28 protein-coding genes are annotated in these 26,130 nt (G+C 75.9%); 20 read left to right on the top strand and 8 right to left on the bottom strand.

The window, feature by feature from the left end; all coding sequences use genetic code 11:
* Positions 1-3: 3 nt before the first annotated feature.
* Positions 4-651 (bottom strand): 2-phospho-L-lactate guanylyltransferase, encoded by a 648-nt coding sequence (gene cofC / locus ACI799_RS12145; RefSeq protein WP_456588836.1) that lies wholly within the window; start codon positions 649-651, stop codon positions 4-6.
* Between the two features lie 113 nt (positions 652-764).
* Here cofC and ACI799_RS12140 point away from each other — a divergent pair, with 113 nt between their 5' ends.
* Genes ACI799_RS12140 through ACI799_RS12130 form a run of 3 tightly spaced genes read left to right on the top strand, consistent with a single transcriptional unit; the run spans position 765 to position 3,735 of the window.
* Positions 765-1,595, top strand: coding sequence for a lysophospholipid acyltransferase family protein (locus ACI799_RS12140; protein WP_456588835.1), 831 nt, complete (start codon positions 765-767; stop codon positions 1,593-1,595).
* Complete coding sequence (locus tag ACI799_RS12135) at positions 1,592-2,587, top strand: NAD(P)H-dependent glycerol-3-phosphate dehydrogenase (protein WP_456613148.1); 996 nt, start codon at positions 1,592-1,594, stop codon at positions 2,585-2,587. Before ACI799_RS12140 ends, ACI799_RS12135 begins: the two co-directional genes overlap by 4 nt.
* 14 nt (positions 2,588-2,601) lie before the next feature.
* Entirely contained in the window at positions 2,602-3,735 is a 1,134-nt protein-coding gene (locus tag ACI799_RS12130) for a cystathionine gamma-lyase (protein WP_456599868.1), read from the top strand.
* On the opposite strand, the gene ACI799_RS12125 is transcribed toward ACI799_RS12130, so the two are convergent.
* The gene (locus ACI799_RS12125) at positions 3,706-4,506 is read right to left on the bottom strand and encodes a CDP-alcohol phosphatidyltransferase family protein (protein ID WP_456596958.1); all 801 of its coding nucleotides are present in this window, start codon (positions 4,504-4,506) and stop codon (positions 3,706-3,708) included. The two genes, ACI799_RS12130 and ACI799_RS12125, sit on opposite strands and share 30 nt — an antisense overlap.
* Before the next feature lie 98 nt (positions 4,507-4,604).
* Between ACI799_RS12125 and ACI799_RS12120 the strand changes: the two genes are divergently transcribed.
* Complete coding sequence (locus ACI799_RS12120) at positions 4,605-5,741, top strand: D-alanine--D-alanine ligase family protein (protein ID WP_456599869.1); 1,137 nt, start codon at positions 4,605-4,607, stop codon at positions 5,739-5,741.
* Between the two features lie 56 nt (positions 5,742-5,797).
* Positions 5,798-6,415, top strand: coding sequence for a hypothetical protein (locus ACI799_RS12115; protein WP_456613147.1), 618 nt, complete (start codon positions 5,798-5,800; stop codon positions 6,413-6,415).
* A 14-nt stretch (positions 6,416-6,429) separates the two neighbouring features.
* On the opposite strand, the gene ACI799_RS12110 is transcribed toward ACI799_RS12115, so the two are convergent.
* Together ACI799_RS12110 and ACI799_RS12105 are read right to left on the bottom strand one after the other, a co-directional pair.
* A complete protein-coding gene (locus ACI799_RS12110; protein ID WP_456599870.1) occupies positions 6,430-6,990 on the bottom strand; it encodes a DUF3515 domain-containing protein in 561 nt (186 codons plus the stop codon).
* A gap of 11 nt (positions 6,991-7,001) precedes the next feature.
* Positions 7,002-7,235: an Lrp/AsnC ligand binding domain-containing protein gene (locus ACI799_RS12105; protein WP_224500414.1), complete on the bottom strand. Its 234-nt coding sequence runs from the start codon at positions 7,233-7,235 to the stop codon at positions 7,002-7,004.
* 92 nt (positions 7,236-7,327) lie between these two features.
* Between ACI799_RS12105 and ACI799_RS12100 the strand changes: the two genes are divergently transcribed.
* Genes ACI799_RS12100 through ACI799_RS12090 form a run of 3 tightly spaced genes read left to right on the top strand, consistent with a single transcriptional unit; the run spans position 7,328 to position 9,496 of the window.
* Positions 7,328-8,368, top strand: a complete 1,041-nt coding sequence (locus ACI799_RS12100) for a thiamine-phosphate kinase (protein ID WP_456588828.1) — start codon at positions 7,328-7,330, stop codon at positions 8,366-8,368.
* The gene (locus ACI799_RS12095; RefSeq protein ID WP_456599871.1) at positions 8,352-8,882 is read left to right on the top strand and encodes a GNAT family N-acetyltransferase; all 531 of its coding nucleotides are present in this window, start codon (positions 8,352-8,354) and stop codon (positions 8,880-8,882) included. Before ACI799_RS12100 ends, ACI799_RS12095 begins: the two co-directional genes overlap by 17 nt.
* Positions 8,870-9,496 carry a cytidylate kinase-like family protein gene (locus tag ACI799_RS12090; RefSeq protein ID WP_456588826.1) on the top strand — a complete coding sequence of 209 codons (627 nt, stop codon included), beginning with the start codon at positions 8,870-8,872 and terminating at the stop codon, positions 9,494-9,496. The genes ACI799_RS12095 and ACI799_RS12090 overlap by 13 nt, the downstream gene beginning before the upstream one ends.
* An 81-nt stretch (positions 9,497-9,577) precedes the next feature.
* Here ACI799_RS12090 and rpmB read toward each other — a convergent pair whose 3' ends face one another.
* Positions 9,578-9,760, bottom strand: coding sequence for a 50S ribosomal protein L28 (gene rpmB, locus ACI799_RS12085; RefSeq protein WP_454970731.1), 183 nt, complete (start codon positions 9,758-9,760; stop codon positions 9,578-9,580).
* 182 nt (positions 9,761-9,942) lie between these two features.
* Here rpmB and ACI799_RS12080 point away from each other — a divergent pair, with 182 nt between their 5' ends.
* The 12 genes from ACI799_RS12080 to smc all read left to right on the top strand — a co-directional run bounded on the left by ACI799_RS12080 (position 9,943) and on the right by smc (position 22,422).
* Positions 9,943-11,550, top strand: a complete 1,608-nt coding sequence (locus ACI799_RS12080; protein ID WP_456613146.1) for a DAK2 domain-containing protein — start codon at positions 9,943-9,945, stop codon at positions 11,548-11,550.
* Between the two features lies 1 nt (position 11,551).
* A complete protein-coding gene (gene recG / locus ACI799_RS12075) occupies positions 11,552-13,756 on the top strand; it encodes an ATP-dependent DNA helicase RecG (RefSeq protein WP_456613145.1) in 2,205 nt (734 codons plus the stop codon).
* 7 nt (positions 13,757-13,763) lie between these two features.
* On the top strand, positions 13,764-14,318 hold the full coding sequence (gene rsmD / locus ACI799_RS12070) for a 16S rRNA (guanine(966)-N(2))-methyltransferase RsmD (protein ID WP_456613144.1): 555 nt from the start codon (positions 13,764-13,766) through the stop codon (positions 14,316-14,318).
* On the top strand, positions 14,315-14,800 hold the full coding sequence (gene coaD / locus ACI799_RS12065) for a pantetheine-phosphate adenylyltransferase (protein ID WP_456613143.1): 486 nt from the start codon (positions 14,315-14,317) through the stop codon (positions 14,798-14,800). The genes rsmD and coaD overlap by 4 nt, the downstream gene beginning before the upstream one ends.
* A complete protein-coding gene (locus ACI799_RS12060) occupies positions 14,797-15,474 on the top strand; it encodes a hypothetical protein (RefSeq protein WP_456588821.1) in 678 nt (225 codons plus the stop codon). The genes coaD and ACI799_RS12060 overlap by 4 nt, the downstream gene beginning before the upstream one ends.
* A 176-nt stretch (positions 15,475-15,650) precedes the next feature.
* Positions 15,651-16,286 carry a YceD family protein gene (locus tag ACI799_RS12055; RefSeq protein ID WP_456613142.1) on the top strand — a complete coding sequence of 212 codons (636 nt, stop codon included), beginning with the start codon at positions 15,651-15,653 and terminating at the stop codon, positions 16,284-16,286.
* 2 nt (positions 16,287-16,288) lie between these two features.
* Positions 16,289-16,468 (top strand): 50S ribosomal protein L32, encoded by a 180-nt coding sequence (gene rpmF, locus ACI799_RS12050; RefSeq protein WP_456561099.1) that lies wholly within the window; start codon positions 16,289-16,291, stop codon positions 16,466-16,468.
* A 20-nt stretch (positions 16,469-16,488) separates the two neighbouring features.
* Positions 16,489-17,268 carry a ribonuclease III gene (gene rnc, locus ACI799_RS12045; RefSeq protein ID WP_456596946.1) on the top strand — a complete coding sequence of 260 codons (780 nt, stop codon included), beginning with the start codon at positions 16,489-16,491 and terminating at the stop codon, positions 17,266-17,268.
* 4 nt (positions 17,269-17,272) lie between these two features.
* Positions 17,273-18,151, top strand: coding sequence for a bifunctional DNA-formamidopyrimidine glycosylase/DNA-(apurinic or apyrimidinic site) lyase (gene mutM, locus ACI799_RS12040; RefSeq protein ID WP_456588818.1), 879 nt, complete (start codon positions 17,273-17,275; stop codon positions 18,149-18,151).
* Positions 18,148-18,417 (top strand): acylphosphatase, encoded by a 270-nt coding sequence (locus tag ACI799_RS12035; RefSeq protein ID WP_456613141.1) that lies wholly within the window; start codon positions 18,148-18,150, stop codon positions 18,415-18,417. The genes mutM and ACI799_RS12035 overlap by 4 nt, the downstream gene beginning before the upstream one ends.
* Positions 18,418-18,566: 149 nt before the next feature.
* Positions 18,567-18,758 carry a hypothetical protein gene (locus tag ACI799_RS12030; RefSeq protein WP_456588816.1) on the top strand — a complete coding sequence of 64 codons (192 nt, stop codon included), beginning with the start codon at positions 18,567-18,569 and terminating at the stop codon, positions 18,756-18,758.
* 97 nt (positions 18,759-18,855) lie between these two features.
* Complete coding sequence (gene smc / locus ACI799_RS12025) at positions 18,856-22,422, top strand: chromosome segregation protein SMC (protein ID WP_456613140.1); 3,567 nt, start codon at positions 18,856-18,858, stop codon at positions 22,420-22,422.
* On the opposite strand, the gene ACI799_RS12020 is transcribed toward smc, so the two are convergent.
* The 3 genes from ACI799_RS12020 to ACI799_RS12010 all read right to left on the bottom strand — a co-directional run bounded on the left by ACI799_RS12020 (position 22,419) and on the right by ACI799_RS12010 (position 26,065).
* Positions 22,419-23,480 (bottom strand): DUF2332 domain-containing protein, encoded by a 1,062-nt coding sequence (locus tag ACI799_RS12020; RefSeq protein ID WP_456613139.1) that lies wholly within the window; start codon positions 23,478-23,480, stop codon positions 22,419-22,421. The genes smc and ACI799_RS12020 overlap by 4 nt on opposite strands.
* A gap of 90 nt (positions 23,481-23,570) precedes the next feature.
* Positions 23,571-24,374 (bottom strand): endonuclease/exonuclease/phosphatase family protein, encoded by an 804-nt coding sequence (locus ACI799_RS12015; protein WP_456588813.1) that lies wholly within the window; start codon positions 24,372-24,374, stop codon positions 23,571-23,573.
* A complete protein-coding gene (locus ACI799_RS12010; protein ID WP_456613138.1) occupies positions 24,371-26,065 on the bottom strand; it encodes an alkaline phosphatase D family protein in 1,695 nt (564 codons plus the stop codon). Before ACI799_RS12010 ends, ACI799_RS12015 begins: the two co-directional genes overlap by 4 nt.
* Between the last annotated feature and the right edge of the window lie 65 nt (positions 26,066-26,130).

The raw sequence follows: 26,130 nt of genomic DNA, 5'->3' as shown, positions 1-26,130 counted from the left end.
CCCTCATCGTGCCGTACGGACCCGGATGGCGAGCGAGGACGACCCCCGCACCAGCGCGGACGTGCGTGGTCCGGCCCCCAGCGCCAGCGCTGCCCGGAGGTCCGCGGGGACGTCGACGTCGCGGCGCAGGCCGGGCCAGGCGCCGGTGAGCCGAACCGCGCCGCCGGCCTGGTGGGCTGCGGCGGAGCCGCGGCCGAACCGCGGGCGCAACGGCGTGCCGACGGCGGTCAGCAGGGTGGTGCCCGTTCCCTGGGCATCGGCCACGAAGCAGCGGGGCGCCGCCTCCGCCTCCGCCAGCGCCGCCGCCAGCTCCACCGGGCGGAGGGCGGGCAGGTCGGAGGAGAGCGCGGCGACGGCGTCCCCGGGAGCGCTCCCGGCGCCGTGCTCGAGCGCGGGGTTCAGGCCGCCGTCCGGTTCGTCGGGCACCGCGCGGGCGCCCAGCCCGCGCACCAGGTCGGCGGCCACCGGCTCGTCGGTGACGACCACCACCGACCCGACCCGCTCGCAGGCCAGCGCCGCGGCCACGGTGTCGGCCAGCAGGGCGAGGACCAGGGCGCCGTGGTCGCCGCCGGGGACGCCGGTGAGCGGCCGCAGCCGGGTCTTGGCGGCGGCGAGGCGCTTCGCCGGGACCACGACCGACCACCTGGACACGACGACAATGTCAGCACACGGTGACCCGGGACCCCGTCGGCCGGGACCCGGTGCTCCCCCGGCGGCCGCACGGGTCGATCATGGGCTGGCTCGCAGGACAGGGAGGGGAGCCGGTGTCGGACGAGACGTCCCCGCGCGGGACGAGCGCGGGCGGACCGGTGCGCGCACCCGGTGCCCGCCGCGCTGCCAAGTGGCGCACCCGGGGGCGCATCTCCTTCCCGCTGTGGCTGTGCATCGTGGTGATCTACCCGGTGTCCGCCCTGATCTTCCGGCTGCGCTACCACCACGCCGAGCGCATCCCGGTCACCGGGCCGGTGCTCCTGGTGGTCAACCACGTGTCGGTGCTGGACCCGCTGGCCTGCGCCCGCCTGGTGTTCGACCGCGGTCGGATCCCGCACTTCCTGGCCAAGGAGGCGGTCTTCAGGGGGCTGGCCGGCACGATCCTGCGGGCGGCCGGCCAGATCCCCGTCGCCCGGTTCTCCAGCGCCGCCCGCGGCGCGCTCGCGGCGGCGGAGGCCGATCTGCATGCGGGCAACATCGTGGTGGTGTACCCGGAGGGCTCGGTGACCCGGGACCCCGACTGGTGGCCCATGCAGGCGCGCACGGGGGCGGCCCATCTGGCGCTCACCACCGACGCCGTGGTCGTCCCGGTCGCCCAGTGGGGGCCGCAGCGGGTGCACGACTACCACACCAAGAAGCTGCACCTGCGGCTCCGCACGCCCACCCACTACCTCGTGGGCGAGCCGATCGACCTCTCCGCGGCGCGGGCCGAGGTGCGCGCCGGCCGCCCCCTGGAGCCCGCGCTGCTGCGGGAGACGACGGAGCAGATGATGTCCCGGGTCCGCGACCAGCTGGCCGAGCTGCGCGGGGAGCCCGCGCCGCGCGTGGTCCACCCCGCTCCCCGCCGGGAGCGGCACGGCGACCTGCCCGGGAGCGCCGCGTGACCCGGGCGGCGGTCCTGGGCGCCGGTTCCTGGGGCACGACGTTCGCCAAGGTGCTCGCCGACGCCGGCTGCGACGTCCGGCTCCACGCGCGGCGGCCGGAGCTCGTCGATGCCATCACCGACACGCGGGAGAACCCCGACTACCTGCCGGGTGTGCGCCTGCCCGACCGGCTGCGGGCGACCGTCGACCCGGCCGAGGCACTGGACGACGCCGACGTCGTCGTGCTCGCGGTCCCCTCGCAGTCGCTGCGCGGCAACCTCACGGCCTGGCGGGAGCTGCTGCCGCCGGACGCCACGCTGCTCTCGCTCATGAAGGGCATCGAGCTGGGCACGACCATGCGGATGAGCGAGGTGATCTGCGAGATCACCGGCTCCCCGGCTGCGCACGTCGCGGCGTTGTCGGGCCCGAACCTGGCCCGGGAGATCGCCGAGGAGCAGCCGGCCGCCACGGTGATCGCGTGCTCGGACCCCGACCGCGCCGCGGTGCTCCAGGCGGCGTGCCACACCCGGTACTTCCGCCCCTACACCAACCCCGACGTCGTCGGCTGCGAGCTGGGCGGAGCGGTGAAGAACGTCATCGCCCTGGCCTGCGGTATCGCCGAGGGGCTCGGCTTCGGGGACAACACCCGCGCCTCGCTCATCACCCGCGGGCTGGCCGAGACCGCCCGGCTGGGCATCGCGTTGGGCGCCGAGCTGACCACCTTCGCGGGGCTGGCGGGGCTGGGGGACCTGGTGGCCACCTGCAGCTCGCCGCTGTCGCGCAACCGCACCTTCGGCGAGAAGCTCGGCCGCGGCATGACCGTGGAGGAGGTCCAGCAGAGCGCCCGGCAGACGGCGGAGGGCGTGAAGAGCTGCCGGTCGGTGCTCGACCTCGCGCGGGCGCACGGCATCGACGTGCCGATCACCGAGGCGGTCGTCCGCGTGTGCCACGAGGGCGAGGCGCCCGGCCGGATGGTGCGCGAGATCATGTCGCGCGAGGCGAAGCCGGAGTGATGGAGTCTGCGGACGTGGACAGCGGATGGGGCGACGGGACCAGGTCGGTACGCGCGGGGGAGGGGCCCGCGGCGCCGGGCGAGCCGATGCGGCCCTCGCCGGTGTTCGCCGCCCCCTTCCACCTCGGTGACCAGCCCCCGCGTGCGGGCGGGGCCGACGCCTACGCGCGGACCGAGCACCCGACGCTCCGGCACTTCGAGTCCGCCGTCGGGGAGCTCGACGGCGGGCGCTGCCTGTCCTTCGCCACCGGGATGGCGGCGCTGACCGCCGCCGTGCTGGCCCCCACCCGCAGCGGTGACCGCGTCGTGCTGCCGTCGGACGGGTACTACACGACCCGCCTGCTGGCCGCCGAGGAGCTCGCCCGCTTCGGCATCGAGGTGCAGTACGTGCCCACGCCGGAGATCGGGCGCGTCGCCGCCGACGGGGGGCTCGCGGGCGCCCGGATGGTGCTGCTGGAGACGCCGAGCAACCCGCAGCTGGACGTCTGCGACATCGCCGCCGTGGCCGCGGCCGCCCACGCCGCGGGCGCGCTGGTCGCGGTCGACAACACCACCGCCACCCCGCTGGGTCAGCGTCCCCTGGCGCTGGGGGCCGACCTCACCGTGGGCAGCGACACCAAGGCGCTCACCGGCCACAGCGACGTGCTGCTCGGGCACGTGACCGTGACCGACGAGGAGCTGTACGCGGCCGTGAAGGGCTTCCGCGACCGCACCGGCAGCACGCCGGGGCCGTTCGAGGCCTGGCTCGGGCACCGGTCGATGAGCACCCTGGACCTCCGGCTGGCCCGTCAGGCGGCGAACGCGGCGGCGGTCGCCGAGCTGCTGGCGGGGCACCCGGCCGTCACGAACCTGCGCTGGCCGTGGCGCGAGGGTGACCCGTCGTTCGCGCTGGCCGCGCGCCAGATGCTGCGCCCGAACGGCGTGGTGTCCGCGGAGCTGGCCGACGAGACCGCGGTCGCCCGGCTGCTGGCGGAGAGCCGGCTGTGGGCCGCGGCGACGAGCTTCGGCGGCGTCCACAGCACGATCGACCGGCGCGCGCAGTGGGGCGGGGACGCGGTGCCCGCGGGCTTCGTGCGGCTGTCCTGCGGGATCGAGGACCCCGCCGACCTGGTCGCCGACCTATCCCACGCGCTCGACGCCCTCGGCTGACGACGACCGGCGGCGGTTGCCCGCGACGGTGAGCCAGATGCTGACGCCGAAGTAGTAGGCGAGGTAGGCCATGCTCAGCGCGACCACCAGCGGGTGCGGGTCGGGGTACTGGACGACCAGCACCGCGGAGGCGACCAGCCAGACCGTCGCCAGCCCCAGGTTCAGCCCCCGGAGCAGCTTGGTGCGGGACGGGTAGACGTACTTGACCGGCACGAAGACCAGCACCGTCAGGACCGCGAGCGCGATGCCGACACCGGTGGTGCCGACGTCCAGGATGATCGCGTAGAACGCGACCACGTTCCAGTAGCTGGGGAAGCCGAGGAAGTAGTGGTCCTCGGTCTTCGCGTCGGTCCGGCAGAACTGGTAGCAGGAGGCGAGCAGCGGTAGCGCGGCCAGGACCCAGCCGAGGGCGCCGCCGGGCAGCCGGTCGGTCGTCCAGAGCAGCACGACGGGTGCGAAGACGTACGTCAGGTAGTCGACGATGTCGTCCATCCGGGCGCCGTCGAACCAGGGGATCGTCTGCTTGACCCGGGTGCGCCGGGCCAGCATCCCGTCCGTGCCGTCGATGAACAGCGTCGCGAGGATCAGCCACAGGGCGGTCTCCACGGCGCCGTCGAAGGCGGCCAGGACGATGAGCAGCCCGAGCACCGAGCCGCTGGCGGTGTACAGGTGCACCGCCGCGCCGGCCAGGCGCAGGCGCCGGGAGTGCCCGGTCCCGTCGCTGGTGCGCACCGCCCCGGGTGCGGTCTGGTGGGCTGGGTCGTCGTGCACGGCGACGAGGCTGCCACACCACGCTCGACCCGGCGGGCCGAGCCGTGCACCGACGACGCGGCGGGGCCCGGAACGCGGCCTCGGTTAGGGTCGCGGCAATGAGCGGACAGCAGGGCAAGGTGCGTGTGGCCGTCGTCTTCGGGGGGCGCAGCGAGGAGCACGCCATCTCCTGCATCTCCGCCGGCAGCGTGATGGCCGCGCTCGACCCGGACCGCTACGAGGTCGTCCCCGTCGGCATCGCCAAGGACGGGCGCTGGGTGCTCCCCGACGCCGGCCAGCAGCTCGCCCTCACCGACGGCGCGCTGCCCGAGGTCACCGGCGGCACGGCGGTCTCGCTGGTCGGTGACCCGGAGGCGCGCGGGCTGGCCGTCCTGGAGCCCGGTGCGGCGGTCGGCCGGGCGCTCACCGAGGTCGACGTCGTCTTCCCGGTCCTGCACGGCGCCTTCGGCGAGGACGGCACGGTCCAGGGGCTGCTGGAGATGACCGGGCTGCCCTACGTGGGCTCGGGGGTGTTCGCCAGCGCCGCCTCCATGGACAAGGAGTTCACCAAGAAGCTCCTGGCCGCGGCCGGCCTGCCGCAGGGCGAACACGTCGTCCTGCGCGACGAGCACGGCGCGGTCTGCGCCGACCCGGCGGTGCTCGACGAGGCCGGGCGGGAGCGCCTCGGCCTGCCGGTCTTCGTGAAGCCGGCCCGTGCCGGGTCCAGCATCGGCATCAGCAAGGTCACCGACTGGGCGCAGTTCCCGGCGGCCGTCGCGGCGGCCGCCGCGGTGGACCCGAAGGTGATCGTGGAGGCGGCCGTCCCCGGTCGGGAGATCGAGTGCGGCGTCCTCGCCGCCCGCGGATCGGGGCTGCCCGAGGCGAGCCTGCCCGCCGAGATCCGGCTGCGGCCGGGCGTCGACTGGTACGACTTCGCGGCCAAGTACCTCGACGACGCCGCGGAGTTCGACATCCCGGCCGACCTCACCCCGGAGCAGCTCGCCGCGGTGCAGGCCGCCGCGCGCCGCGCCTACCTCGCCCTGGACTGCCGCGGGCTGGCCCGGGTCGACTTCTTCCTCGGCACCGGCCCCGACGGCGCGGACCGCCTGGTGATCAACGAGGTCAACACGATGCCGGGGTTCACCCCGATCTCGATGTTCGCCCGCATGTGGGCGGCCACCGGCGTGGACTTCGCCGACCTGGTGGACCGCCTGGTGAGCGGGGCGCTCGCCGGCGGTGCGCGGCCGGGCCGGTGACCGCGGGGCGGCCGGCTCCGCGGAACGCGGCCGCCACCCGGTCCGGGGTCGTCCCCGTGGTCGTGGTCGCCGCCGCGCTGCTGAGCGGGTGCGGGCGCACGGTCGACGGCGTCGCCACCGCCGGGCCGCCGTCGGACCGGCCGTCCTCCCCGGCGGAGCTCGAGGAGCTCATCGTCCGGGAGGTGCCCTCGGGGCTGCCGCGCCTGCGCGACGAGGAGCTGGAGCCACCGGCCGGACCCAAGCGGCTGGAGGACGTCGCCGGTTACGCGCCCGACCCGGAGCGCGAGCTCGCGGTGCTGGAGAGCTACGGCTACCGGTACGGGTGGGAGCGCTTCTGGGGCCGGGAGTCCGGCCCGATGACCGGCGTGTTCGTCGACCAGTTCGAGCAGCGGGCCGGTGCCCGGGCGTACGCCGAGAACCTGGCGCGCAACGACGCCGAGCTGTACGGGGGCGTCCTCAGCGTCGACCCACCCGAGCTGCCCGCCAACTGCCGGCTGCTCACCGTGGACGCGCCCGTGCCGGCGGCGGGGTTGGTCGACCCGGCGGCCTTCGCGTGGTGCTGGCACGGCGTCTTCAGCGTGTCGGTGACCGCCGTGGCCGGATCGGTCCCCGATGCGGTGCGGGAGGTCGGCGCCGTGCTGGAGACGCAGCTGGACCTGCTGCCGCCCGGGTGAGCGCTCCTGCGGGCTCAGGGGCCGGGTGTCGGCTCCTGGTAGGGGAGCGCCTCGGCCAGCGGCACGGTCAGCGCCGTGACCGGTGCGCTGTCGACGCCGGCGGGCAGCCGCATCTCGACGTAGACCGGGCGGTCCACCGCCGTCCAGACCGTGGCGTCGGGGTCGCTGGTGTCGACGTGCCACTGGACACCGTTGATCTGGATGGCCGACGCGCCGACGGTCCACCCCTCCGGCCGCTGGACGCCGCAGGTGAGCACTGCAGCCGGTTCGCCCCAGGCGTAGACGAAGGGGCTCTCGGACCGCACCCGGCGCGACGGCTCCCCGGCCAGCTCCAGCGGCAGGTTCTCCATCAGCGCGGGGCAGTGCGCCTCGGCCTCGGGGGTGATCTCCGGTGTGTCCACCTCGAGCACCGGGAGGTCCTCGGGACGGACCGGGGCGGCGCCCTCGATCTGGGCCGGGCCCTCCGGTGCGGAGGCCGGCTCCTCGCCGCGCACGTTGACCAGCACGACGAGCGCGATCACCACCGGCAGCGTGATCGCCGTGATCAGGATCGCGGCCCGGCGCAGCGGGTCCACGGGGCGAGCGCTCAGATGTTGACGACCGGGCAGGTCAGCGTCCGGGTGATCCCGTCGACCGACTGCACCCGGGCGACCACCAGCCGACCGAGCTCGTCGACGGTGTCCGCCTCGGCGCGCACGATGACGTCGTACGGGCCGGTGACGTCCTCGGCCTTCGTGACGCCGCTGATCTCGCTGATCGTCGAGGCGACCTGGGCGGCCTTGCCGACTTCGGTCTGGATGAGGATGTAGGCGTGGACCACGGGAGATCCTTCCTCCGGCAACAGTGCCGAGACGTCGTCCCCGCCGGCTGGCGGACTCGTCGGCAACCTACCGCAGTGACTGGAGAGCATCGATGAGCCGACCCCGTCCCCTGGTCCCGCGCGGTGATCCGGCCGACACCGTGCGGGTCGTCGGGGAGTTCGGCGTGATCTCCCGCGTGCTGGCCCGGTCCGGCACCGCCCCGGCGGCCGACGTCGGCCCCGGCGACGACGCCGCGGTGCTGCGCACGCCCGACCAGCGCGTCGTGGTGACAACCGACGTCCTCGTGGAGGGCCGGCACTTCCGGCGGGACTGGTCCTCGGCGGAGGACGTCGGGCACAAAGCGGCCGCGGCCAACCTGGCCGACGTCGCCGCGATGGGCGCCCGGACGACGGCGCTGGTGGTCGGGCTGGCCTGCCCGCCGGACACCCCCACCAGCTGGCTGGAGGGGCTCGCCACCGGCCTGGCGGAGGAGTGCGCGGGCTCGGGGGCAGCCGTCGTCGGCGGGGACACGGTGGCGTCCGCCCCCGACAGCGCCGGCATCGTCGTGTCGGTGACCGCGCTGGGCGACCTCGGGGGACGGGCGCCGGTGCTGCGCTCGGGCGCCCGTCCCGGCGACGTGGTGGCGCTGGCCGGGCGGCTGGGGTGGTCGGCGGCCGGCCTCGCGGTGCTGCGCCGGGGGTTCACCAGCCCGCTGGCCGTCGTGCACGCGCACCGCCGCCCGACCCCGCCGTACGTGTCGGGTCCGGTGGCGGCCGACGCCGGTGCCACCGCGATGTGCGACGTGAGCGACGGGCTGCTGGCCGACGCCGGGCACCTGGCCGAGGCGAGCGGCGTCGTCATGGACCTGGACCGCGGCGCCCTCGCGGAGGCGTGCCTGGAGCCCGTGGGGCCGCTGCAGCAGGTGGGGTCGGCGCTGGGCGTGGACCCGCTGGTGTGGGTGCTCACCGGTGGGGAGGACCACGCGCTGGTGGCCACGTTCCCGCGGAAGGTGGCGCTCCCGCCGGGGTGGACGGCGATCGGCGTCGTGCGCCCGGGCAAGCCACGGCCGGGGGTGCGGGTGGACGGGGTGGCCGCCGCGGACGTGCTGGCGGCCCTGGGAGCGGAGCGGGCGGGGCATGTCCACTTCGGCTGAGCGGGTGCTGCGGGACGGATCGGTGGCCCGGCTGCGGCCGGTGCCCTACGACGACCCCGTGGCGCAGGAGCTGGTCGAGGCCGTCCAGCAGGAGTACGTGCGCCGGTACGGCGGCCGGGACGAGGCCGTCGTCGACCCCGCCGAGTTCCTGCCGCCGGCCGGGCTCTTCCTCGTGGCCGAGATGAACGGCGCGGCGGCGGGGTGCGGAGCGTGGCGCGTCTACCCGCCGGGCGGTGTGGAGATCAAGCGGGTCTACGTGGCGCCCGCGTTCCGCCGCCGCGGGCTCGCGCAGGTGCTCATGGCGGAGCTGGAGGCCACCGCCGCCCGAGCCGGCCACCGGTCGGTGGTGCTCAACACGGGCCAGCGGCAGCCGGAGGCGGTCGCGCTGTACCGGGAGCTGGGCTACGACCCCGTCCAGGGGTACGGGGTCTACGCCTGCTCGCCGGAGGCCGTGTTCCTCGGCAAGGACCTGCCGCTCCCCGGGAGCGGGGAGGAGGCGACGTGGGCATCGTGACCATCTCGGCGCCCTACGGCGCCGCGGGAGCGGAGGTCGGGCCTGCCGTGGCCGCCCAGCTGGGCCTGCCGTTCCACGACCGGGCGATCCCCGCCCAGGTGGCCGGACGGCTGGGGGTGCCGGTGGAGGAGGCCGAGGCCAACGACGAGACGGTCGTGCGCGGACTCTGGCGGTTGGTCGCCTCGCTGGGGACGATGCCCGACCCGGTGGGCGGGGTCGTGCCCGGGGCGCCGCTGCCCGACGCGCGGGCCTACCGGGAGCAGACCGAGCGGGTGCTCGCCGAGATCGCGGCGGGTGGCGGCGGGGTGGTGCTCGGCCGCGCCGCGGCGATGGTGCTGCGGGACCGGACCGACGCGTTGCACGTCCGGCTCGACGGGCCGCGGGACCGGCGGCTGGCCGCGGCGGTCGCGCGGTCGGGGCGGCCCCGCGAGGAGGTGGCGCGCGAGATGGCCGCCAACGACCGGGCGCGGGAGGCGTACGTGCGGCACTTCTACCGCTGCGACCCGGCCGCGGCCGGCCACTACCACCTGGTCGTGGACAGCACCGAGCTCCCGCTGGACACCGTCGTGGATCTGGTGGTGACCGCGGCGCGGGGACGCGGCATCGGGCGCTGAGGTGCACGCGAGGAGCCCCGGAGGTCGACGACCTCCGGGGCTCCTCGGTGGTGGTTCACGAGCCCCCGCGGGGGCCCGGCGTCAGGCGCGGGCGACCTTGCCGGCGCGGATGCACGAGGTGCACGCGTTGATCCGGCGACGGTTGCCGGGGGCGATCAGCGCCCGCACGGACTGGATGTTCGGGTTCCAACGGCGCGGCGTGCGGCGGTGCGAGTGCGACACCGACATACCGAAACCGGGGCCCTTGCCACACACATCGCACACGGCAGCCACGGTGGATCACTCCCAGAAAGAATCGTTCACAGACGGCGGGGCAAGGCAGCACCCGCATCAAGACCGTCCAGCAGTCTAACCGCTCCGCGGAGGTGATGTCGCGGCACCCTCCGGACGGGGGCCCGCCGCGCACGAGGCCGGGCCGTGTCGGCACCGGTGGGTAGCCTGCTCCCGTGCTGACGGCGCTGGACGACGCCGCGGTCGGTCAGTGGTGCCGGGCCGCGGTCGAGGCGCTGTCCGACGCCCGGGGGCGGCTCGACGACCTCAACGTCTTCCCCGTGCCCGACGGGGACACCGGCACGAACCTCCTGCACACCGCCGAGGGCGCCCGCGCGGCGCTGGACGCGGCGGCCCCGGGGGAGTCCGGCTGGGCGGTCGTGGCCCGTGGCGCGGTCCTGTCCGCCCGTGGCAACTCCGGCACCATCCTCGCCCAGCTGCTGCGCGGGCTGGCCGACCAGCTCGCCGGGGAGGCCCCGGCCGACGGCCCGGCCTTCGCCGCCGCACTGCACAAGGCCGCCGAGAGCGCCTATACCGCCGTCGCCGACCCCGAGGAGGGCACCTTCCTCACCGTCGCCCGGGCCGCCGGGGAGGCGGCCGTGGCGGCCGTCGACGAGGGGCGCGCGGCGCTGGCGGACGTCGTCCTGGCCGCGGCCGACGGTGCGCGGCGCGCCCTGGAGGGGACCCCCGGCCAGCTCGCCGCGCTGCGCGAGGCGGGCGTCGTCGACGCCGGGGGAGCCGGTCTGTCGATCGTCCTGGACGCCCTCGTGCGCACCGTCACCGGCGTGCAGCCGGTCCGCCCGGCGCTGGCCCGCCGCGAAGGGCGCCGGCCCCACCGGCACGGCGTCGAGCACGCCCCGCACCAGCCGCCGCCCGGCCCGGGCAGCGAGGTGCAGTACCTCCTCGCCGACGCCGACGAGACGGCGGTCGCCCGGCTGCACGAGCGCCTCGCCGAGCTCGGCGACAGCCTCGTCGTCGTCGGCGTGGACACGCCGACCGGCCGCGAGTGGAACGTCCACGTGCACGTCTCCGACGTCGGTGCCGCCATCGAGGCGGGCATCGAGGCCGGCCGGCCGCACCGCATCACGGTCACCCCGCTGGCGCCGGTGCCCCCGGCCGCGCCGGTGCCCGGCCTGCGCGCGGCCGTCGCGGCGGTGCACAGCGACGGCCTGGCCGAGCTCTTCCGCGCCGAGGGCGTCCGCGTCGTCGTCTGCGACGCCGGTGGGGTCACCGAGGACGACCTGTACGAGGAGATCGTCGCCGCCGCCGCCCAGGAGGTGGTGGTGCTCCCGAACGACGCCGGCCTGCACGCGCTCGCCGCCCGGGCGGCCACCCGGGCGCGGGAGGCCGGGCGGGAGGTCGGCGTGGTGCCCACGCGCTCCCCGGTGCAGGGCCTGGCCGCGGTGGCGGTCGCCGATCCGCAGCAGCGGTTCGGTGACGACGTCATCACCATGGCCGAGGCCGCGGCGGCCACCCGCTGGGCCGAGCTCACCGTCGCCGACCAGGAGGCGCTCACCTCCGCCGGCCGCTGCCGGCCGGGCGACGTGCTCGGCTCCGCCGAGGGGGACGTCGTCGTGATCGGCGCGGAGCTCGCCGCCGTCGCCTGCGACCTGCTCGACCGGCTGCTCTCGGCGGGCGGCGAGATGGCCACCCTGGTCGTCGGCCCCGACGAGGCGCTCGGCGACGCGGTCTGCCACCACCTCGCGACGGTGCACCCCACCGTCGAGGTGGTCCGCTACGGCGGGGGCCCCAGCTCGATCCCGCTGCAGATCGGGGTCGAGTGACGTGGCGGTGACCCTGGAGACCCCGCTGGCGCGGGTGCTGGGACCCAAGACCGCCACCGGCATGGCCGAGCAGCTGGGCCTGCACACGGTCCGCCACCTGCTGCGGCACTACCCCCGCCGCTACGCGCGGCGCGGGGAGATGGCCCGGCTGGACGACCTGCAGCCGGGCGACCGGGTGACGGTGCTCGCCCAGGTGAAGACCGTGAGCACCCGGCCCATGCGGCAGCGCCGCGGCACGATCACCGAGGTCACCGTCGGCGACGGCGCCAGCACCATGAAGCTGGTCTTCTTCAGCCACAAGCACGCCCGCCTGGCGCCCGGCGTCTGGGGCATGTTCGCCGGCACGGTCGGCAGCTACCAGGGCAAGCTGCAGTTCACGCACCCCGACATGCACCTGCTCAGCGGCGACGATGACGACGACGACTGGGCGCGCGAGCTCGTGCCGATCTACCCGGCGAGCAAGGACGTCTCCAGCTGGGTCATCCAGAAGTCGGTGAAGTTGCTGCTCGGCGGCGCGGGCAACCTCGCCGACCTGGTCACCGACCCGCTCCCCGAGGAGATCCGCACCCGGCACGGGTTGCTGTCCCTGCCCGCGGCCCTGCTCGACATCCACCGCCCCACCACCAGCCGGGACGTCGAGCGCGCCGAGCGCCGGCTGAAGTGGGACGAGGCGCTCACCCTCCAGCTCACGCTGGCCGCCCGCCGCCGGGCCGCCGCCCTGGAGCCGGGCACCGCGCGGCCCCGCCGGCCCGGCGGCCTGCTCGACGCCGTCGACGCGGCGCTCCCGTTCGCGCTGACCGAGGGGCAGCGGGAGGTGGGGGAGGAGCTGGCTGCCGAGCTGGACCGCGACCAGCCCATGCACCGGCTGCTGCAGGGGGAGGTCGGGTCGGGCAAGACCGTGGTCGCCCTCCGGGCCATGGCCCAGGTCGTCGATGCCGGTGGCCAGGCCGCGCTGCTCGCACCGACGGAGGTGCTCGCCGCCCAGCACGCCCGCGGCATCCGCGGCCTGCTCGGGCCGCTGGGCCGCGCCGGTGAGCTCGACGGCGACCCCGCCGGCACCCGCGTCACCCTGCTCACCGGCTCGCTCAAGGCCGCCGCCCGCCGCGAGGCCCGGGCCGAGGTCGCCGAAGGGCGGGCCGGCATCGTCGTCGGCACCCACGCCCTGCTGCAGGAGGGCGTCGAGTTCGCCGACCTCGGGCTGGTCGTCGTCGACGAGCAGCACCGCTTCGGCGTGGAGCAGCGGGACGCCCTCCGGGCCAAGGGGAGCCGGCCCCCGCACGTGCTCGTCATGACCGCCACGCCGATCCCGCGAACCGTGGCGATGACCGTCTACGGGGACCTGGAGACCTCCACCCTCCGGCAGCTGCCCAGCGGTCGCGGGGGTGTCGCCAGCTCCGTCGTCCCGGTCGTGGAGAAGCCCGGCTGGCTCGACCGGGCGTGGGAGCGGCTCCGCGAGGAGGTCGCCGCGGGCCGGCAGGCCTACGTGGTGTGCCCCCGCATCGGGGACGTCGAGGAGGACAAGGCCGGCGCCGACGAGGAGCTCGAGGACGCCGACGGCGCACCGCCCGACGAGGACGGCCGCAGCGACCGCCGGCCCCCGCTGGCCGTCCTCGACGTCGCCGACGCCCTGCGCGCCGGCCCGCTGGCCGGGCTGCGCCTCGCCGTCCTGCACGGGCGGATGACCCCCGAGGAGAAGGACGGCGTCATGCGCGACTTCGCCGCGGGGGAGATCGACGTGCTCGTGGCCACCACCGTCGTCGAGGTCGGCGTCGACGTGCCGAACGCCACCGTCATGGTGGTGATGGACGCCGACCGGTTCGGCGTCAGCCAGCTGCACCAGCTGCGCGGCCGGGTGGCCCGGGGACAGCACGCCGGGCTGTGCCTGCTGGTGACCGAGGCGCCGTCGGCGTCGCCGACCGGGCAGCGGCTGGCGGCGGTCGCGTCGACCTCCGACGGCTTCGAGCTGGCCCGGCTCGACCTCGAGACCCGGCGGGAGGGCGACGTCCTCGGCGCTGCCCAGTCCGGCCGGCGGTCGGGCATCAAGCTCCTCTCGCTCCTGGAGGACGAGGAGCTCATCGCCGAGGCGCGGGCCGAGGCGACCACCCTGCTGTCCACCGAGCGGGGGCTGGCCGACCACCCCGGGCTCGCCGCCGAGGTCGCAGCCCTCGCCAGCGACGAGCGCGCCGAGTGGCTGGAGAAGGCGTGAGGCGGGAGTGACGAGGCTGATCGCCGGGCTCGCCGGGGGCCGGCGCCTGCAGGTGCCGCCGGCGGGGGTCCGCCCGACCGGGGACAAGGCCCGCGGCGCCCTGTTCAACTCCCTCGGCACGCTGGTCGACCTCGACGGGGCCGCGGTGCTGGACCTGTACGCCGGCTCCGGCGCGCTGGGCCTGGAGGCGCTCTCCCGCGGCGCGGCCACCGTGGTGTTCGTCGAGTCGGGCCCGAAGGTGCTCCCCGTGCTGCGGGCCAACCTCGCCGCCGTCGGCCTGCTCGGCGGGCGGGTGGTGGCGGGCTCGGTCCCCGCCGTCGTCACCGGCCCGGCCCCGCAGGCCTTCGACGTCGTGCTCGCCGACCCGCCCTACGCCACGCCAGCCGAGGAGGTCCGCGAGGTGCTCAGCGCCCTGGTGGCGGGGGAGTGGCTGGCCCCCGGAGGCGTGGTCGTGGTCGAGCGGTCCAGCCGGGAACAGGAGTGGGAGTGGCCGACACCCCTGGAAGGTCTGCGCGAGCGACGCTACGGCGAGGCCGTGCTCCGGTACGGTCGGCGTCCGTGAGGCGTGCCGTCTGCCCAGGTTCCTTCGACCCGGTCACCAACGGGCACGTCGACGTCATCAACCGGGCCGCCGGGCTCTACGACGAACTGGTCGTGGCCGTGCTGGTCAACCCCGGCAAGGCGGGGCTGTTCTCGGTCGAGGAGCGCATGGAGCTGCTCCGGGAGGCCGTCGCCGACCTGCCCAACGTGCGGGTCGACAGCTTCCAGGGCCTCCTGGTCGACTACTGCCGCGCGCACGACATCCCGGTCATCGTGAAGGGTCTGCGCGCGGTGAGCGACTTCGAGTACGAGCTGCAGATGGCGCAGATGAACCGGGAGCTCGCCGCCGTCGAGACGCTGTTCGTGCCGACGGCCCCGCAGGTCGGCCACCTCTCCTCCAGCCTGGTCAAGCAGATCGCGACCTTCGGCGGCGACGTCTCCCGGCTGGTGCCCAAGGCCGTCGACGACCGGCTGCGCGAGCGGGCCCGGGAGGGGCGCTCGTGACCCGGCCCGGGCGCGGCCACACCACCGAAGTCGTCTACCGCCTCTACGAGACCGTGGACGAGCTGACCACGGTCATCGAGAACGCCCGAAGCGTGCCCATGTCGAGCTCCTGCATGGTGCCGCGCGACCACGTGCTCGACCTGCTCGACGACCTGCGCGAGTCGCTCCCCGAGGACGTGCAGGCCGCCGGTGCGATCGTCGAGCAGCGCACCGAGATCCTGCAGCAGGCGCAGGCCGAGGCCGAGCGGCTCACCGGCCGGACCCGCGCGGACAGCGAGCAGCTCCTCGCCCAGGCCAAGCGGCAGCGCGACGAGATCGTCGGCACGGCCCGGCGGCAGCGCGACGAGCTGCTGGCCCAGGCCCAGACCGACGCCGAGCAGATCCTGCTGGAGGCGGAGGCCGAGGCCGAGGCGCTGGTCGCCGAGGGCCAGCAGCACCGGGCCGCCCTCATCGCCGAGGCGCACGCCGAGCACGAGCGGCTCATCACCGAGACCGAGGTCTACCGTTCCGCGGTCACCCGCGCCGACGAGCTCGGCGAGCAGTCGCACGCCGAGGCCGCGCGGATGCGGGCGGAGGTCGACGAGTACGTCGACAGCAGGCTGGCCGAGTTCGGGGTGACGCTGGAGCGGATGCTGCGCTCGGTGGACAAGGCCCGCAGCACCCTCCGGGAGTAGGTGAAGGACCACCGTCCTCCCCACCCCTCGCACGCTCGGGGCGGGTCCCTGGACGGCGGCCGTTCCGGTCCCTGGCCCCGGTCGGTGGCGGGGATCGGGTAGTCTCGATCCCTGGTCCGGCCGTCGGCTTCACGCCCGGCCGTCCACCCCTCCCGCTCCCGACCGCGAGTACCGACATGCCTGCTGCTTCGCCGAACCGCTCCGGCGCCGTGCCTCACGAGGACCGGCGTCCCGCCGCCAACCCCTGGAAGGTCGACCTCCGGGAGCTGGGCCGGCGGGCGGGGTCGATGCAGGAGCTGGATCGGACCGCGCCGGCTCCCGGTGACTGGCGGGTCGAGCTGCTCGGCGTGCCCGAGGCCGCCGACGTCCACCTGCACCTGCGTCTGGAGTCGGTCATGGAGGGCGTGCTGGTCACCGGCGAGTTCTCGGTCCCGGTCGCGGGCTCCTGCGCGCGCTGCCTGGAGCCGATCGAGGACGTCCTCCGCCTCGACGTCCAGGAGCTGTACGCCTACGCGGGCAGCACCACGGAGGCGACGAGCGAGGAGGACGAGGTGCGCCGGATCGAGGGCGACTTCCTCGACCTGGAGCCGCTCGCCCGCGACGTCGTCGTCCTGAGCCTCCCGCTGGCCCCGGTCTGCACCGAGGACTGCTCCGGCTTGTGCGTCGACTGCGGCCAGCGCCTGGACGATCTCCCCGCCGATCACGCCCACGAGGTCGTCGACGCCCGCTGGGCGGGCCTCGCGGCGAAGTTCGGCACCACTGCTTCCTCGCCGGGCACCCCCGGCGAATCCACCATCCCAGAGGAGAACTGATCGTGGCCGTTCCGAAGCGGAAGATGTCGCGTGCCAACACCCGCATGCGCCGGTCGCAGTGGAAGGCCAGCGCGCCGACCCTGTCGCCGTGCCCGAACCGCGCCTGCGGCGAGCTCAAGCCCCCGCACCAGGCCTGCCCGACCTGTGGGCAGTACGACGGCCGCCAGGTCCTGTCGGTCTGATCTCGCACACCCGCACCGCCATGGGGACGACGGCCGCCGCTCGGCATCCTGACGGGGATGCCGTCGACGGTCGCGTCCCCGCGGCGCCTCCGGGCGGTGCGGAGCACGCCGAGCGCGCCGCCACCTGGCTGTTCGACGCGCTCGGCGTCGCGCTGCCGGGTGGCCTCCTGCCGCTCGCCCTGACCCACCGGTCGTTCGCCTACGAGAACGGTGGCCTGCCGACCAACGAGCGCCTTGAGTTCCTGGGCGACTCGGTGCTCGGGCTCGTCGTCACCGACGAGCTCTACCGCAGCCAGCCAGACCTCCCCGAAGGGCAGCTGGCCAAGCTGCGTGCCTCGGTGGTCAACATGACGTCGCTGGCCCGGGTCGCCCGGCGCCTGGGCGACGGCGGGCTCGGCCCGCACCTGCTGCTCGGCCGGGGTGAGGAGACCACCGGCGGCCGCGAGAAGGACTCGATCCTCGCCGACGCGATGGAGGCCCTCATCGGCGCGGTGCACCTGGGCTGCGGGCTGGACACCGCCTCCGCCGTGGTGCACCGGCTGTTCGACCCGTTGCTGGTCGAGGCGGCCACCCGCGGCGCCGGCCTCGACTGGAAAACCAGCCTGCAGGAGCTCGGGGCGGCGCAGGGGCTCGGGGCGCCCGTCTACAAGGTGGACGACGACGGTCCCGACCACGCCAAGACGTTCCGGGCCGAGGTGCTGCTCGCCGGCATCGTGCGGGGGACCGGCGCGGGCCGCACCAAGAAGGCCGCCGAGCAGGAGGCCGCCGAGGCCGCCTGGCGCTCGCTCTCGGAGGAGTAACCCCGTGCCCGAGCTGCCCGAGGTGGAGGTCGTGCGCCGGGGGCTGGAGCAGTGGGTGGCGGGGCGCACCGTGGCCACCGTCGAGGTGCACCATCCGCGGGCCGTCCGCCGGCACCTGGAGGGCGCCGACCACTTCGTGGCGGCGATCACCGGGCGCACCCTCACCGCCGCCCACCGCCGGGGGAAGTACCTGTGGCTGCCGTTGGCCGAGGCCGACGGGACGCCGACCGGGCAGGCGCTCGTCGGGCATCTCGGCATGAGCGGCCAGCTGCTCGTCGAGAAGCCGTCCGCCCCCGACGAGACCCACCTGCGGGCCCGTTTCACCTTCACCGACCGGGGGCGCGAGCTGCGCTTCGTCGACCAGCGCACCTTCGGGGGGCTGGCGGTGGAGGACGTGCCCGAGCAGGGCGGGGTGCCGTCGCGGCTGGCGCACATCGCGATCGACCCGCTCGACCCCTCCTTCGACGTCGACGCGTTCACCGCCGCGCTGCGCCGGCGCCGCACGGAGGTCAAGCGCGCCCTGCTCGACCAGACGCTCATCGGCGGGGTGGGCAACATCTACGCCGACGAGGCGCTGTGGCGGGCCCGCCTGCACGGCGCCCGGCCCACCGACCGGCTCACCCGGGCGCAGGTCGCCGACCTCCTCGACGGGGTGCGGGACGTGCTCGGGGAGGCCCTCGCCCAGGGCGGCACCTCGTTCGACTCCCTGTACGTCGACGTCAACGGGCAGAGCGGCTACTTCTCCCGGTTCCTGGCCGTCTACGGGCAGGAGGACCGGCCGTGCCCCCGCTGCGGCACCCCGATCCGCCGGGAGTCCTTCATGAACCGCTCGAGCTACAGCTGCCCCACCTGCCAGCCCCGACCGAGAGCGCGGCGAGCATGACCGTCCGGGTCGAGGCGCTGGTCTCCGGCCACGTCCAGGGCGTCGGCTACCGCGCCTTCGTGCGCGGCCTGGCGCGCGACGCAGGCCTCGCCGGGGTCGCGCGCAACCGAGCCGACGGCCGGGTCGAGGTCATCGCCGAGGGGCCGGAGCAGGCCGTGCGCGACGTGGTCGCTGCCCTCGACGGCCCGGACGCCCCGGGACGGGTCACCGACGTCGACGTCCGCTTCGCGACGCCGGAAGGGCTGTCGGGCTTCACCACGGCGTGACGAAGCCGACATCCCCCCGACACGGGGGCCCTGCCCCGTCGCCGTTGACCAGCGCCGATGGTGGTGTCACCCTGGGAACATCCAGCCCGCGCCGACCGTCTACCGGGGCGCCGGTCATCCCCTCTCGCTCTCGAAAGGCCGTCACAGCCATGGCCAAGGCCCTGTTCGGTTCGGTCGTCACCCCTGCGGAGCTCCGGGTGGTCGAGGAGAACGCAGCCCTGCGGGCCCGGGTGCAGCGGCTGGAGCAGGAGCTCGCCGAGCTGCGCGCCCAGCGGGACGCCGCCATCGCGCACGAGCTGCTGTCGATGACCGGCGACACCGCCGAGCCCGCGCTCGCGTAGCTCGGACCTCCCAGCTCGCGAACTGATCCGTCACAGGCGCACCACCGGCCTCGCGCCGCACCCGGCCGCGCGGTGACCGGGCTAGAGTCCACGTCCCGTGCACCTCTCCAGCCTGACGCTCAAGGGCTTCAAGTCCTTCGCGTCCGCCACCACGCTGCGGCTGGAGCCCGGCATCACCGCTGTCGTCGGCCCCAACGGGTCGGGCAAGTCCAACGTCGTGGACGCCATCTCCTGGGTTCTCGGCGAGCAGGGTGCCAAGAGCCTGCGCGGCGGCAAGATGGAGGACGTCATCTTCGCCGGAACCGCGGGGCGGCCGGCGCTGGGCCGCGCCGAGGTGACGCTCACGATCGACAACTCCGACGGCGCTCTCCCGATCGAGTACACCGAGGTGTCGATCACCCGCCGCATGTACCGCTCCGGTGAGAGCGAGTACGAGATCAACGGCGACAAGGTGCGGCTGCTCGACGTCCAGGAGCTGCTCAGCGACTCCGGCATCGGGCGCGAGATGCACGTCATCGTCGGCCAGGGGCAGCTCGACGCCGTCCTCTCCGGCCGACCGGAGGACCGCCGCGCCTTCATCGAGGAGGCCGCCGGCGTCCTGAAGCACCGCAAGCGCAAGGAGAAGGCGCTCCGCAAGCTCGACGGCATGCAGGCCAACCTCGACCGGCTGGCCGACCTGACCGCCGAGCTGCGCCGCCAGCTCAAGCCCCTGGGCCGCCAGGCCGAGGTGGCCCGGCGCGCCGCCGGCGTCCAGGCCGACCTCCGCGACGCGCGCCTCCGGCTGCTCGCCGACGACCTGGTGCAGCTGCGCGACGCCCTCGACCGCGACGTGGCCGACGAGACCGCGGCCCGCGAGCGGCGGGCCGTCGTCGAGCGCGAGCTCTCCGTCGTCTCCCGGCGCGAGGCCGAGCTGGAGAGCGGCCTGGCGGCGAGCGCGCCTCGCCTGCAGGCGGCCTCCGACACCTGGTACCGGCTCTCGGCCCTGGGGGAGCGGTTCCGCAGCGTCGCCCAGCTGGCTGCCGAGCGGCACCGGCACCTCTCGGCCGCCGCCCCCTCTGCCGCGACCGGGCGCGACCCGGACCAGCTGGACGCCGAGGCCGACCGGGTCGCGGCCACCGAGACGGAGCTGGCGGCCGGCCTGGCCGCCGAGCGCGAGCGCCTCTCGGCCGTGGTGGCGGGCCGGGCCGAGCTGGAGGCGGCCCTGGCCGCCGCCGAGAAGGCCTGGGTCGCCGCCGCCCGCGCGCTCGCCGACCGCCGCGAGGGCCTGGCCCGGCTCTCCGGTCAGGTCGCCGCGGCGCGCTCCCGCGTGCACGCCGGTGAGGCGGAGATCGAGCGGCTCACCGTCGCCGCCCGCGAGGCCACCGACCGCGCCGAGGCCGCCGCCGACCGGCTGGCCGACCGGCGGGGTCAGGTCGCCGAGCAGGAGGACACCGACCTCGCCCTGGTCGCCGCGCACGAGGACGCCGCCGCCGCGCACGCCGCCGCGGCGCGCCGGGTGACCGAGCTGGCCGAGGCCGAGCGCGCCGCCGAGCGGGACCGGGCGTCCTGGCAGGCGCGCCGCGACGCGCTCGCCCTCGGGCTCACCCCCGCCGACGGCGCCGCCGCGGTGCTCGGCGCAGGCCTGCCCGGTGTCGTCGGCCCGGTCACCGAGCAGCTCACCGTCGCCCCCGGCGACGAGGTGGCCGTGGCGGCCGCCCTGGGCGGCATGGCCGAGGCCGTCGTCGTCGCCGGGGTGGCGGAGGCCGCCGCGGCGCTGGACCACCTCACCCGCACCGACGGCGGCCGCGCCGGGCTGCTCGTGACCGGCGGCCTGCCACCGGTCCCGCGGGACGGCTGGCCGGAGCTGCCGGCCGGGGCCCGGTGGGCGCTGGACGCCGTGCAGGCCCCCGAGTCGCTGCGCCCGGCGCTGGCCCGGGCACTGGAGCGGGTGGCGCTGGTCGCCGACCTGGACGCCGCCGTCGCGCTGGTCCGCACCCACCCCCGGGTGCGCGCGGTCACCGCGACCGGGAACCTCCTCGGCGCCGACTGGGCGCTGGGCGGGCAGGCCGATGCGCCGTCGAACCTGGAGCTGCGGGCCCGCGTCGACGAGGCGGGCGACGAGCTGACCGCCGCGTCGGCCCGGGCCGCCGAGCTCGCCGAGCAGCTGGCCGCCGCGAGGCTGGAGGCGCAGGCGCGGTCCGCCGCCGTCGAGGAGGCGCTCGCCGCCCGCCAGACCGCCGACCGCACCCGCTCTGCGGAGGCGGCGGCGCTGGCCGAGCTGGGTGCCGCGGCGCGGTCGGCGGCATCGGAGGCCGAGCGCTCGCTGGCCGCCCGCGTGCGCGCGGAGCAGGCGCTGGAGCAGGCGCTGGAGACGCTGACCCGGCTGGCGGAGCAGCTGGCCGCGGCCGAGGCGGCGCCCGTCGAGGAGGAGCCGCCCACCGAGGACCGGGACCGACTGCGGGCCGAGGTGGCCGGTGCCCGGCAGGCCGAGACGGAGGCGCGCCTCGCCGTCCGCACCGCCGAGGAGCGGGCGCGGGCCCTGCAGGGCCGGGCCGAGTCCCTGCGCCGGCAGGCCCGGCAGGAGCGGGCCGCCCGCGAGCGGGCCGCGGCCGAACGGGCGGCACGGCAGCGCGGCGCGGCGGTCGCCGCAGCCGTGCGCACCGACGCCGAGGCCGCCCTCACGGCGCTGGAGCGGTCCCTGGCCCGCGCCGCGGCCGAGCGCGACGCGCTGGCGTCCTCGCGCAGCGGCGCCGAGGCGGAGCTGCTGGAGGTCCGCAGCCGGGTGCGCGCGGCCACCGCGGAGCTCGACCGGCTCACCGACGAGGTGCACCGCGACGAGGTGGCGCGGACCGAGCAGCGCTACCGCATCGAGACGCTGGAGACCCGGGCGGCCGAGGAGTTCGGCGTCGACCTGCCCACCCTGCTCGGCGAGTACGGGCCGGCCGCGCCGGTGCCGCCGTCGCCGCAGCAGGTGGCCGAGGCGGAGGCGGCGGGGGAGCCGGCACCCGAACCGGTGCCCTACGAGCGCGCCGTCCAGGAGCGGCGGGTGGCCCGGGCCGAGCGCGACCTCGCCACGCTCGGCAAGGTCAACCCGCTGGCGCTGGAGGAGTTCGCGGCGCTGGAGGAGCGGCACACCTTCCTCGCCACGCAGCTGGAGGACCTCAAGACCACCCGCCGGGACCTGCTGACCGTCGTCCGCGAGGTCGACGGCCGCATCCACGACGTCTTCGCCGCCGCCTTCGCCGACGTGGCGCGGCAGTTCGAGCAGGTCTTCGCCACCCTGTTCCCGGGGGGCTCGGGCCGGCTGGTGCTCACCGACCCGGAGAACATGCTGACCACCGGCGTCGAGGTGGAGGCCCGGCCACCGGGCAAGAAGGTCAAGCGGCTGTCGCTGCTGTCGGGTGGCGAGCGGTCGCTGACGGCGGTCGCGCTGCTCGTGGCGATCTTCCGCGCGCGGCCGTCGCCGTTCTACGTGCTCGACGAGGTCGAGGCGGCGCTGGACGACGTCAACCTGGGCCGGCTGCTCGTGCTCGTGGAGCAGCTGCGGTCGACCTCGCAGCTGATCATCATCACGCACCAGAAGCGGACGATGGAGATCGCCGACGCGCTCTACGGCGTGAGCATGCGCGGCGACGGGATCACCGGCGTCATCAGCCAGCGGCTGCGGGAGCTCGAGACGGCCTAGCGGCTCCCGAGTGCCCGGGACCCGGCCAGCCAGGCCAGCAGGCGTCCCCTCGACCAGCAGCGGCCGACGGCCTCCACCCGCAGCGACGGTCCGTCGAGCAGCGCCAGACCGAGGATGCTGTGGCCGGAGGCGCGCCGGTCGCCGAGCGTCGGCACCCCCGGTGCGACGCCGACGCCCTCCGCCGACACCCACGCGACCGGCCGGCGCGCGGCCACCTCGTCGAGGCGGTGCAGGAAGCGCAGGCGGCTCTCGGGCGGGTGGCGCGACAGCGCCCACGCCGTGACGACGACGGGGAGGGCGTCGGCGGGCACCCGGGCGACGGCCTCGGGCAGCAGCTCGACGGCGTCGCCCCGCAGCAGCTCCGGTGGGGCCGTCGCCGCCAGCGCCAGCTCCGCGTCGAGCCGGGCGCGCCGCTCCGCGTCGTCCGGTCGCAGGCACGCGCGCAGCCACCGGGCGTCGTCCGCGTCGGTCACGTCGAGCGGATCGGGGTCGATGCCGATCCGGGCGACGACCTCGGGCAGGGGCCGGGCCGGGACGGGCCGGTCGCCGACGACCGAGCAGGACAGCTGCACGGGGGACGCCGGGTCGCCCAGCGGTGGGCCGCCGCCGTAGGTGATGCCGACGCGGTCGACGGCGAGCCGGAGCCCCGCCGCGCAGTCGACGTCGACCAGCCCGACCGCCTCGGTGCCCGCCCGGTGCGCCGCCTCGGCGACGGCCGGGTGGAGGACGGTGCAGGCGCCGGTGCCGTCGGTGCGCGGCCGCCGGCGCCCGGCCAGGGCCACGAGCTCCTCGGTCCTCCGCAGCAGCGTGTCGATCGCCGCCGCGGCAGCCGCGTCGCCGTCCCCGGTGGCGTAGGCGGCGGCGAGCGCGGGGGCGCGTCCGGCGAGGGCGAGGTCGTGCAGCGCGGCGAGGACCAGGGCCGGGTGCCGCCTGCGCGCCGGCAGCGCCCCGAGGGCACGCAGCGCAGCGTCGGAGCCGGCGAGGGCCCGGGCGACGTGTGCGTGCAGGGGCGAGATCGCGGCCTCGGTCACGGCGAAGCGCCGGTACACCTCGCGCACCCGGCGAGGCTAACGCCGGTGCGCGTGCCAAGGGCATAGGAAGCTCTACCTGCGGATCCGCGCCCGAATAGTAGGTAGAGCTTCCTATGCCTAGACCCCGGAGCGGACCTCCAGGTCGACGACGACCGGCAGGTGGTCCGAGGCGCCCTCGGCATCGAGCACGTGGGCCCCGGCGACGGCGATCCCGGCCGACACCCAGACCTGGTCGATGCGGCGGTGCGGCGACCGCGCCGGATGGGTGTGACCGGCGTCGGCCTGCCAGAACCGCCACCCGGCGCCCTGGTCGTCGCGGGCGCGGGCCAGTCGCCAGGCGTCGGTGAACCGCTGCCGCAGCGCGTCCAGCTCCGGGGCGTCGGGTGCGGTGTTGAAGTCACCGACGAGGACGCCGGTCTCCATCGCGTCGGTGTGCAGCCCGGCCAGCGCGGCCACCTGCGCCGCCCGCTCCTCGGCCGACCGCGTGGTGAGGTGCGTCGCGGTGATCCACAGCGCTCCGCCGTCGAGCTCCACCATGGTCCGCAGCGCGCTGCGCGGCTCGCCGCTGCCGGGCAGGGGGTGGACGTCGCTGATCAGGATCGGCAACCGCGACAGCAGGGCGTTGCCGTACTGGCGGGGCGGCTGGTCGCCCGGTCGCTGCTCGTCGATCGCCGGCCCCCACGCGAGCTGCATGTCCAGCGCCCGGGACAGCAGCAGCGCCTGGTCGACGTCCTCGCTGCGCGGCCCGAAGTGGCGGTCGACCTCCTGCAGGCAGATCACGTCGGCGTCGAGCGAGGCCAGCAGCGTGGCCAGCCGCGGCAGGTCGTGGCGGGCGTCGGCGCCCACGCCGTGGTGGGTGTTGAACGTGACCAGGCGGACCGGGATCGGCGGCTGGTCGGGACCGGGGGCCGGCTTCGTCACCGCGCCACCCTCTCAGGCTCGGAGAGCTGCATGTCGGCGACCTCGCTCAGGGCAGCGGAGCCCCGCTCGCTCACGGAGAGCACGAAGCGGGCCTCCGGGCCGTCGAGGAACAGCTCACCGATCTGGTTGCCGAAGTACGGGCCGGCCTGCTTCTCCCACTCCAGGCCCGCGGGCTCGGCGCCGACCCAGCGGGCCAGCCGCTCGGTGAGCCGCCGGGCGCGCCGGCTCCAGCCGATCCGGAAGGCGACCTTGATGGGGTGCGGTGCCTGGTTGTGCAGCGGCGAGACGGTGAGCTGGTGCACGCGCGAGGTGAGCCCCACCGGCGCCACGACCTCCGCCGAGTAGGCGTGGTGCACGTCGCCGGAGAGCACCAGGGTGGTCGCCGGCGCCGGCCCGTACTCGCCCCGGGCCACAGAGAGCACCGCGCGGCCGAGCCGGTCGAAGGAGTGCCCGAACGCCGCCCAGTGCTCGAGATCGGCCAGCTGGCGCACCAGCTCGGCGAGCCGGCCCCGCAGCCGGCCGTGGTGGCGCACGTTCAGGGTGGCGTTCCACCGCTCGAGCGAGTCGACGGCGTGGGGGAGCAGCCACGGCAGCGACGTCCCGATCACCAGGTGCTGCACCTCGTCGGCGGCGGCCTGCCGCATCGCCGCCTCCACCCAGTCGAACTCGTCGTCGTCGAGCATGCGCCGGCCGTCCTCCTGCAGCACCCGCCCGGCGCGGCTGTCGACCATGACCAGCCGGGCGTCGCCCCAGTGCCGCACGAAGCTCCAGCGCGTGCTCGTGGGGTCCTCGTCGGCGCGGACGGCCATCTCCCGCAGGACCGGCTCGGCGTCGACGGTCGCGTCCCCGGCGGCGTCGGTGAGGTCCTGGACCGCGCGCCACACCTTGTTCTCGGCCAGCTCCCGCGGGCTGAGATTGCCCAGGTGCTGGTAGACCCAGTAGCTGATCAGGCCGCCGGTGATCCGGCCGCGCCACCAGTCCTTCGCGCGCATCGTCCGCCGCCAGGCGGCCGAGCTGTTCCAGTCGTCGATCATCTCGTGGTCGTCGAAGATCATCGAGGACGGGATCGTGGAGAGCAGCCAGCGCACCTCCGGGTCCCGCCACGACTCCACGTAGAGCTGCGTGTACTCCTCGAAGTCCGCGACCTGCGCGCGCGGCGCCCGGCGGAGCTGCGCCCGGTCCCGGCGGCGGGCCAGCCAGCCGCGGGTGCGCTTCGTGAGCTCGTCGGCGTAGACCTGGTCGCCGAGCAGGACGAGCGCGTCGGGCCACTCGTCCTCCGGCCGGGCGGCGAGCTGCCGGGCGTAGAGGTCGAGGGCGTCGGGCGGGATGCCCTCCGACTCCTCCACCGTCCGGGCGCTGGCGTACCGGCAGGACCCGAACGCGAGCCGGAAGGGGCCGGGCCGCCCGGGGGTGCGGATGCGGCTGGGCGGGAAGCCGCTCTCCACCGGTGGCCAGACGACGACGTCGTCGAGCCGCACCTCGTAGGGCGTGGTGCTGCCGGGCGCGAGCCCCTCCACCAGCACCAGCGCGTAGTGGTGGCCGCTGACCGCGAAGGTGCGGGCCCGCCGCCCCAGCACGTCGACCTCGCACGGCCGGTCCGTCTCGATCCAGACGGTGGCGGAGACGGGATCGACGTGCCGCAGGAGGGGGCCCAGCACGAGGGCGGGGACGCTGGGAACGGAGGGCGGCATGGGGACAGCCTGGCCTACGTCCCCGGGTGCGGGCACCCGGTGTCCCGGAGGTGCCGGCCGGGCGG

The sequence above is a fragment of the Blastococcus sp. SYSU DS0753 genome, assembly GCF_054051175.1.
Note: the sequence above shows the minus strand (reverse complement) of the source record. Positions and strands in the feature narration are given on the sequence as shown.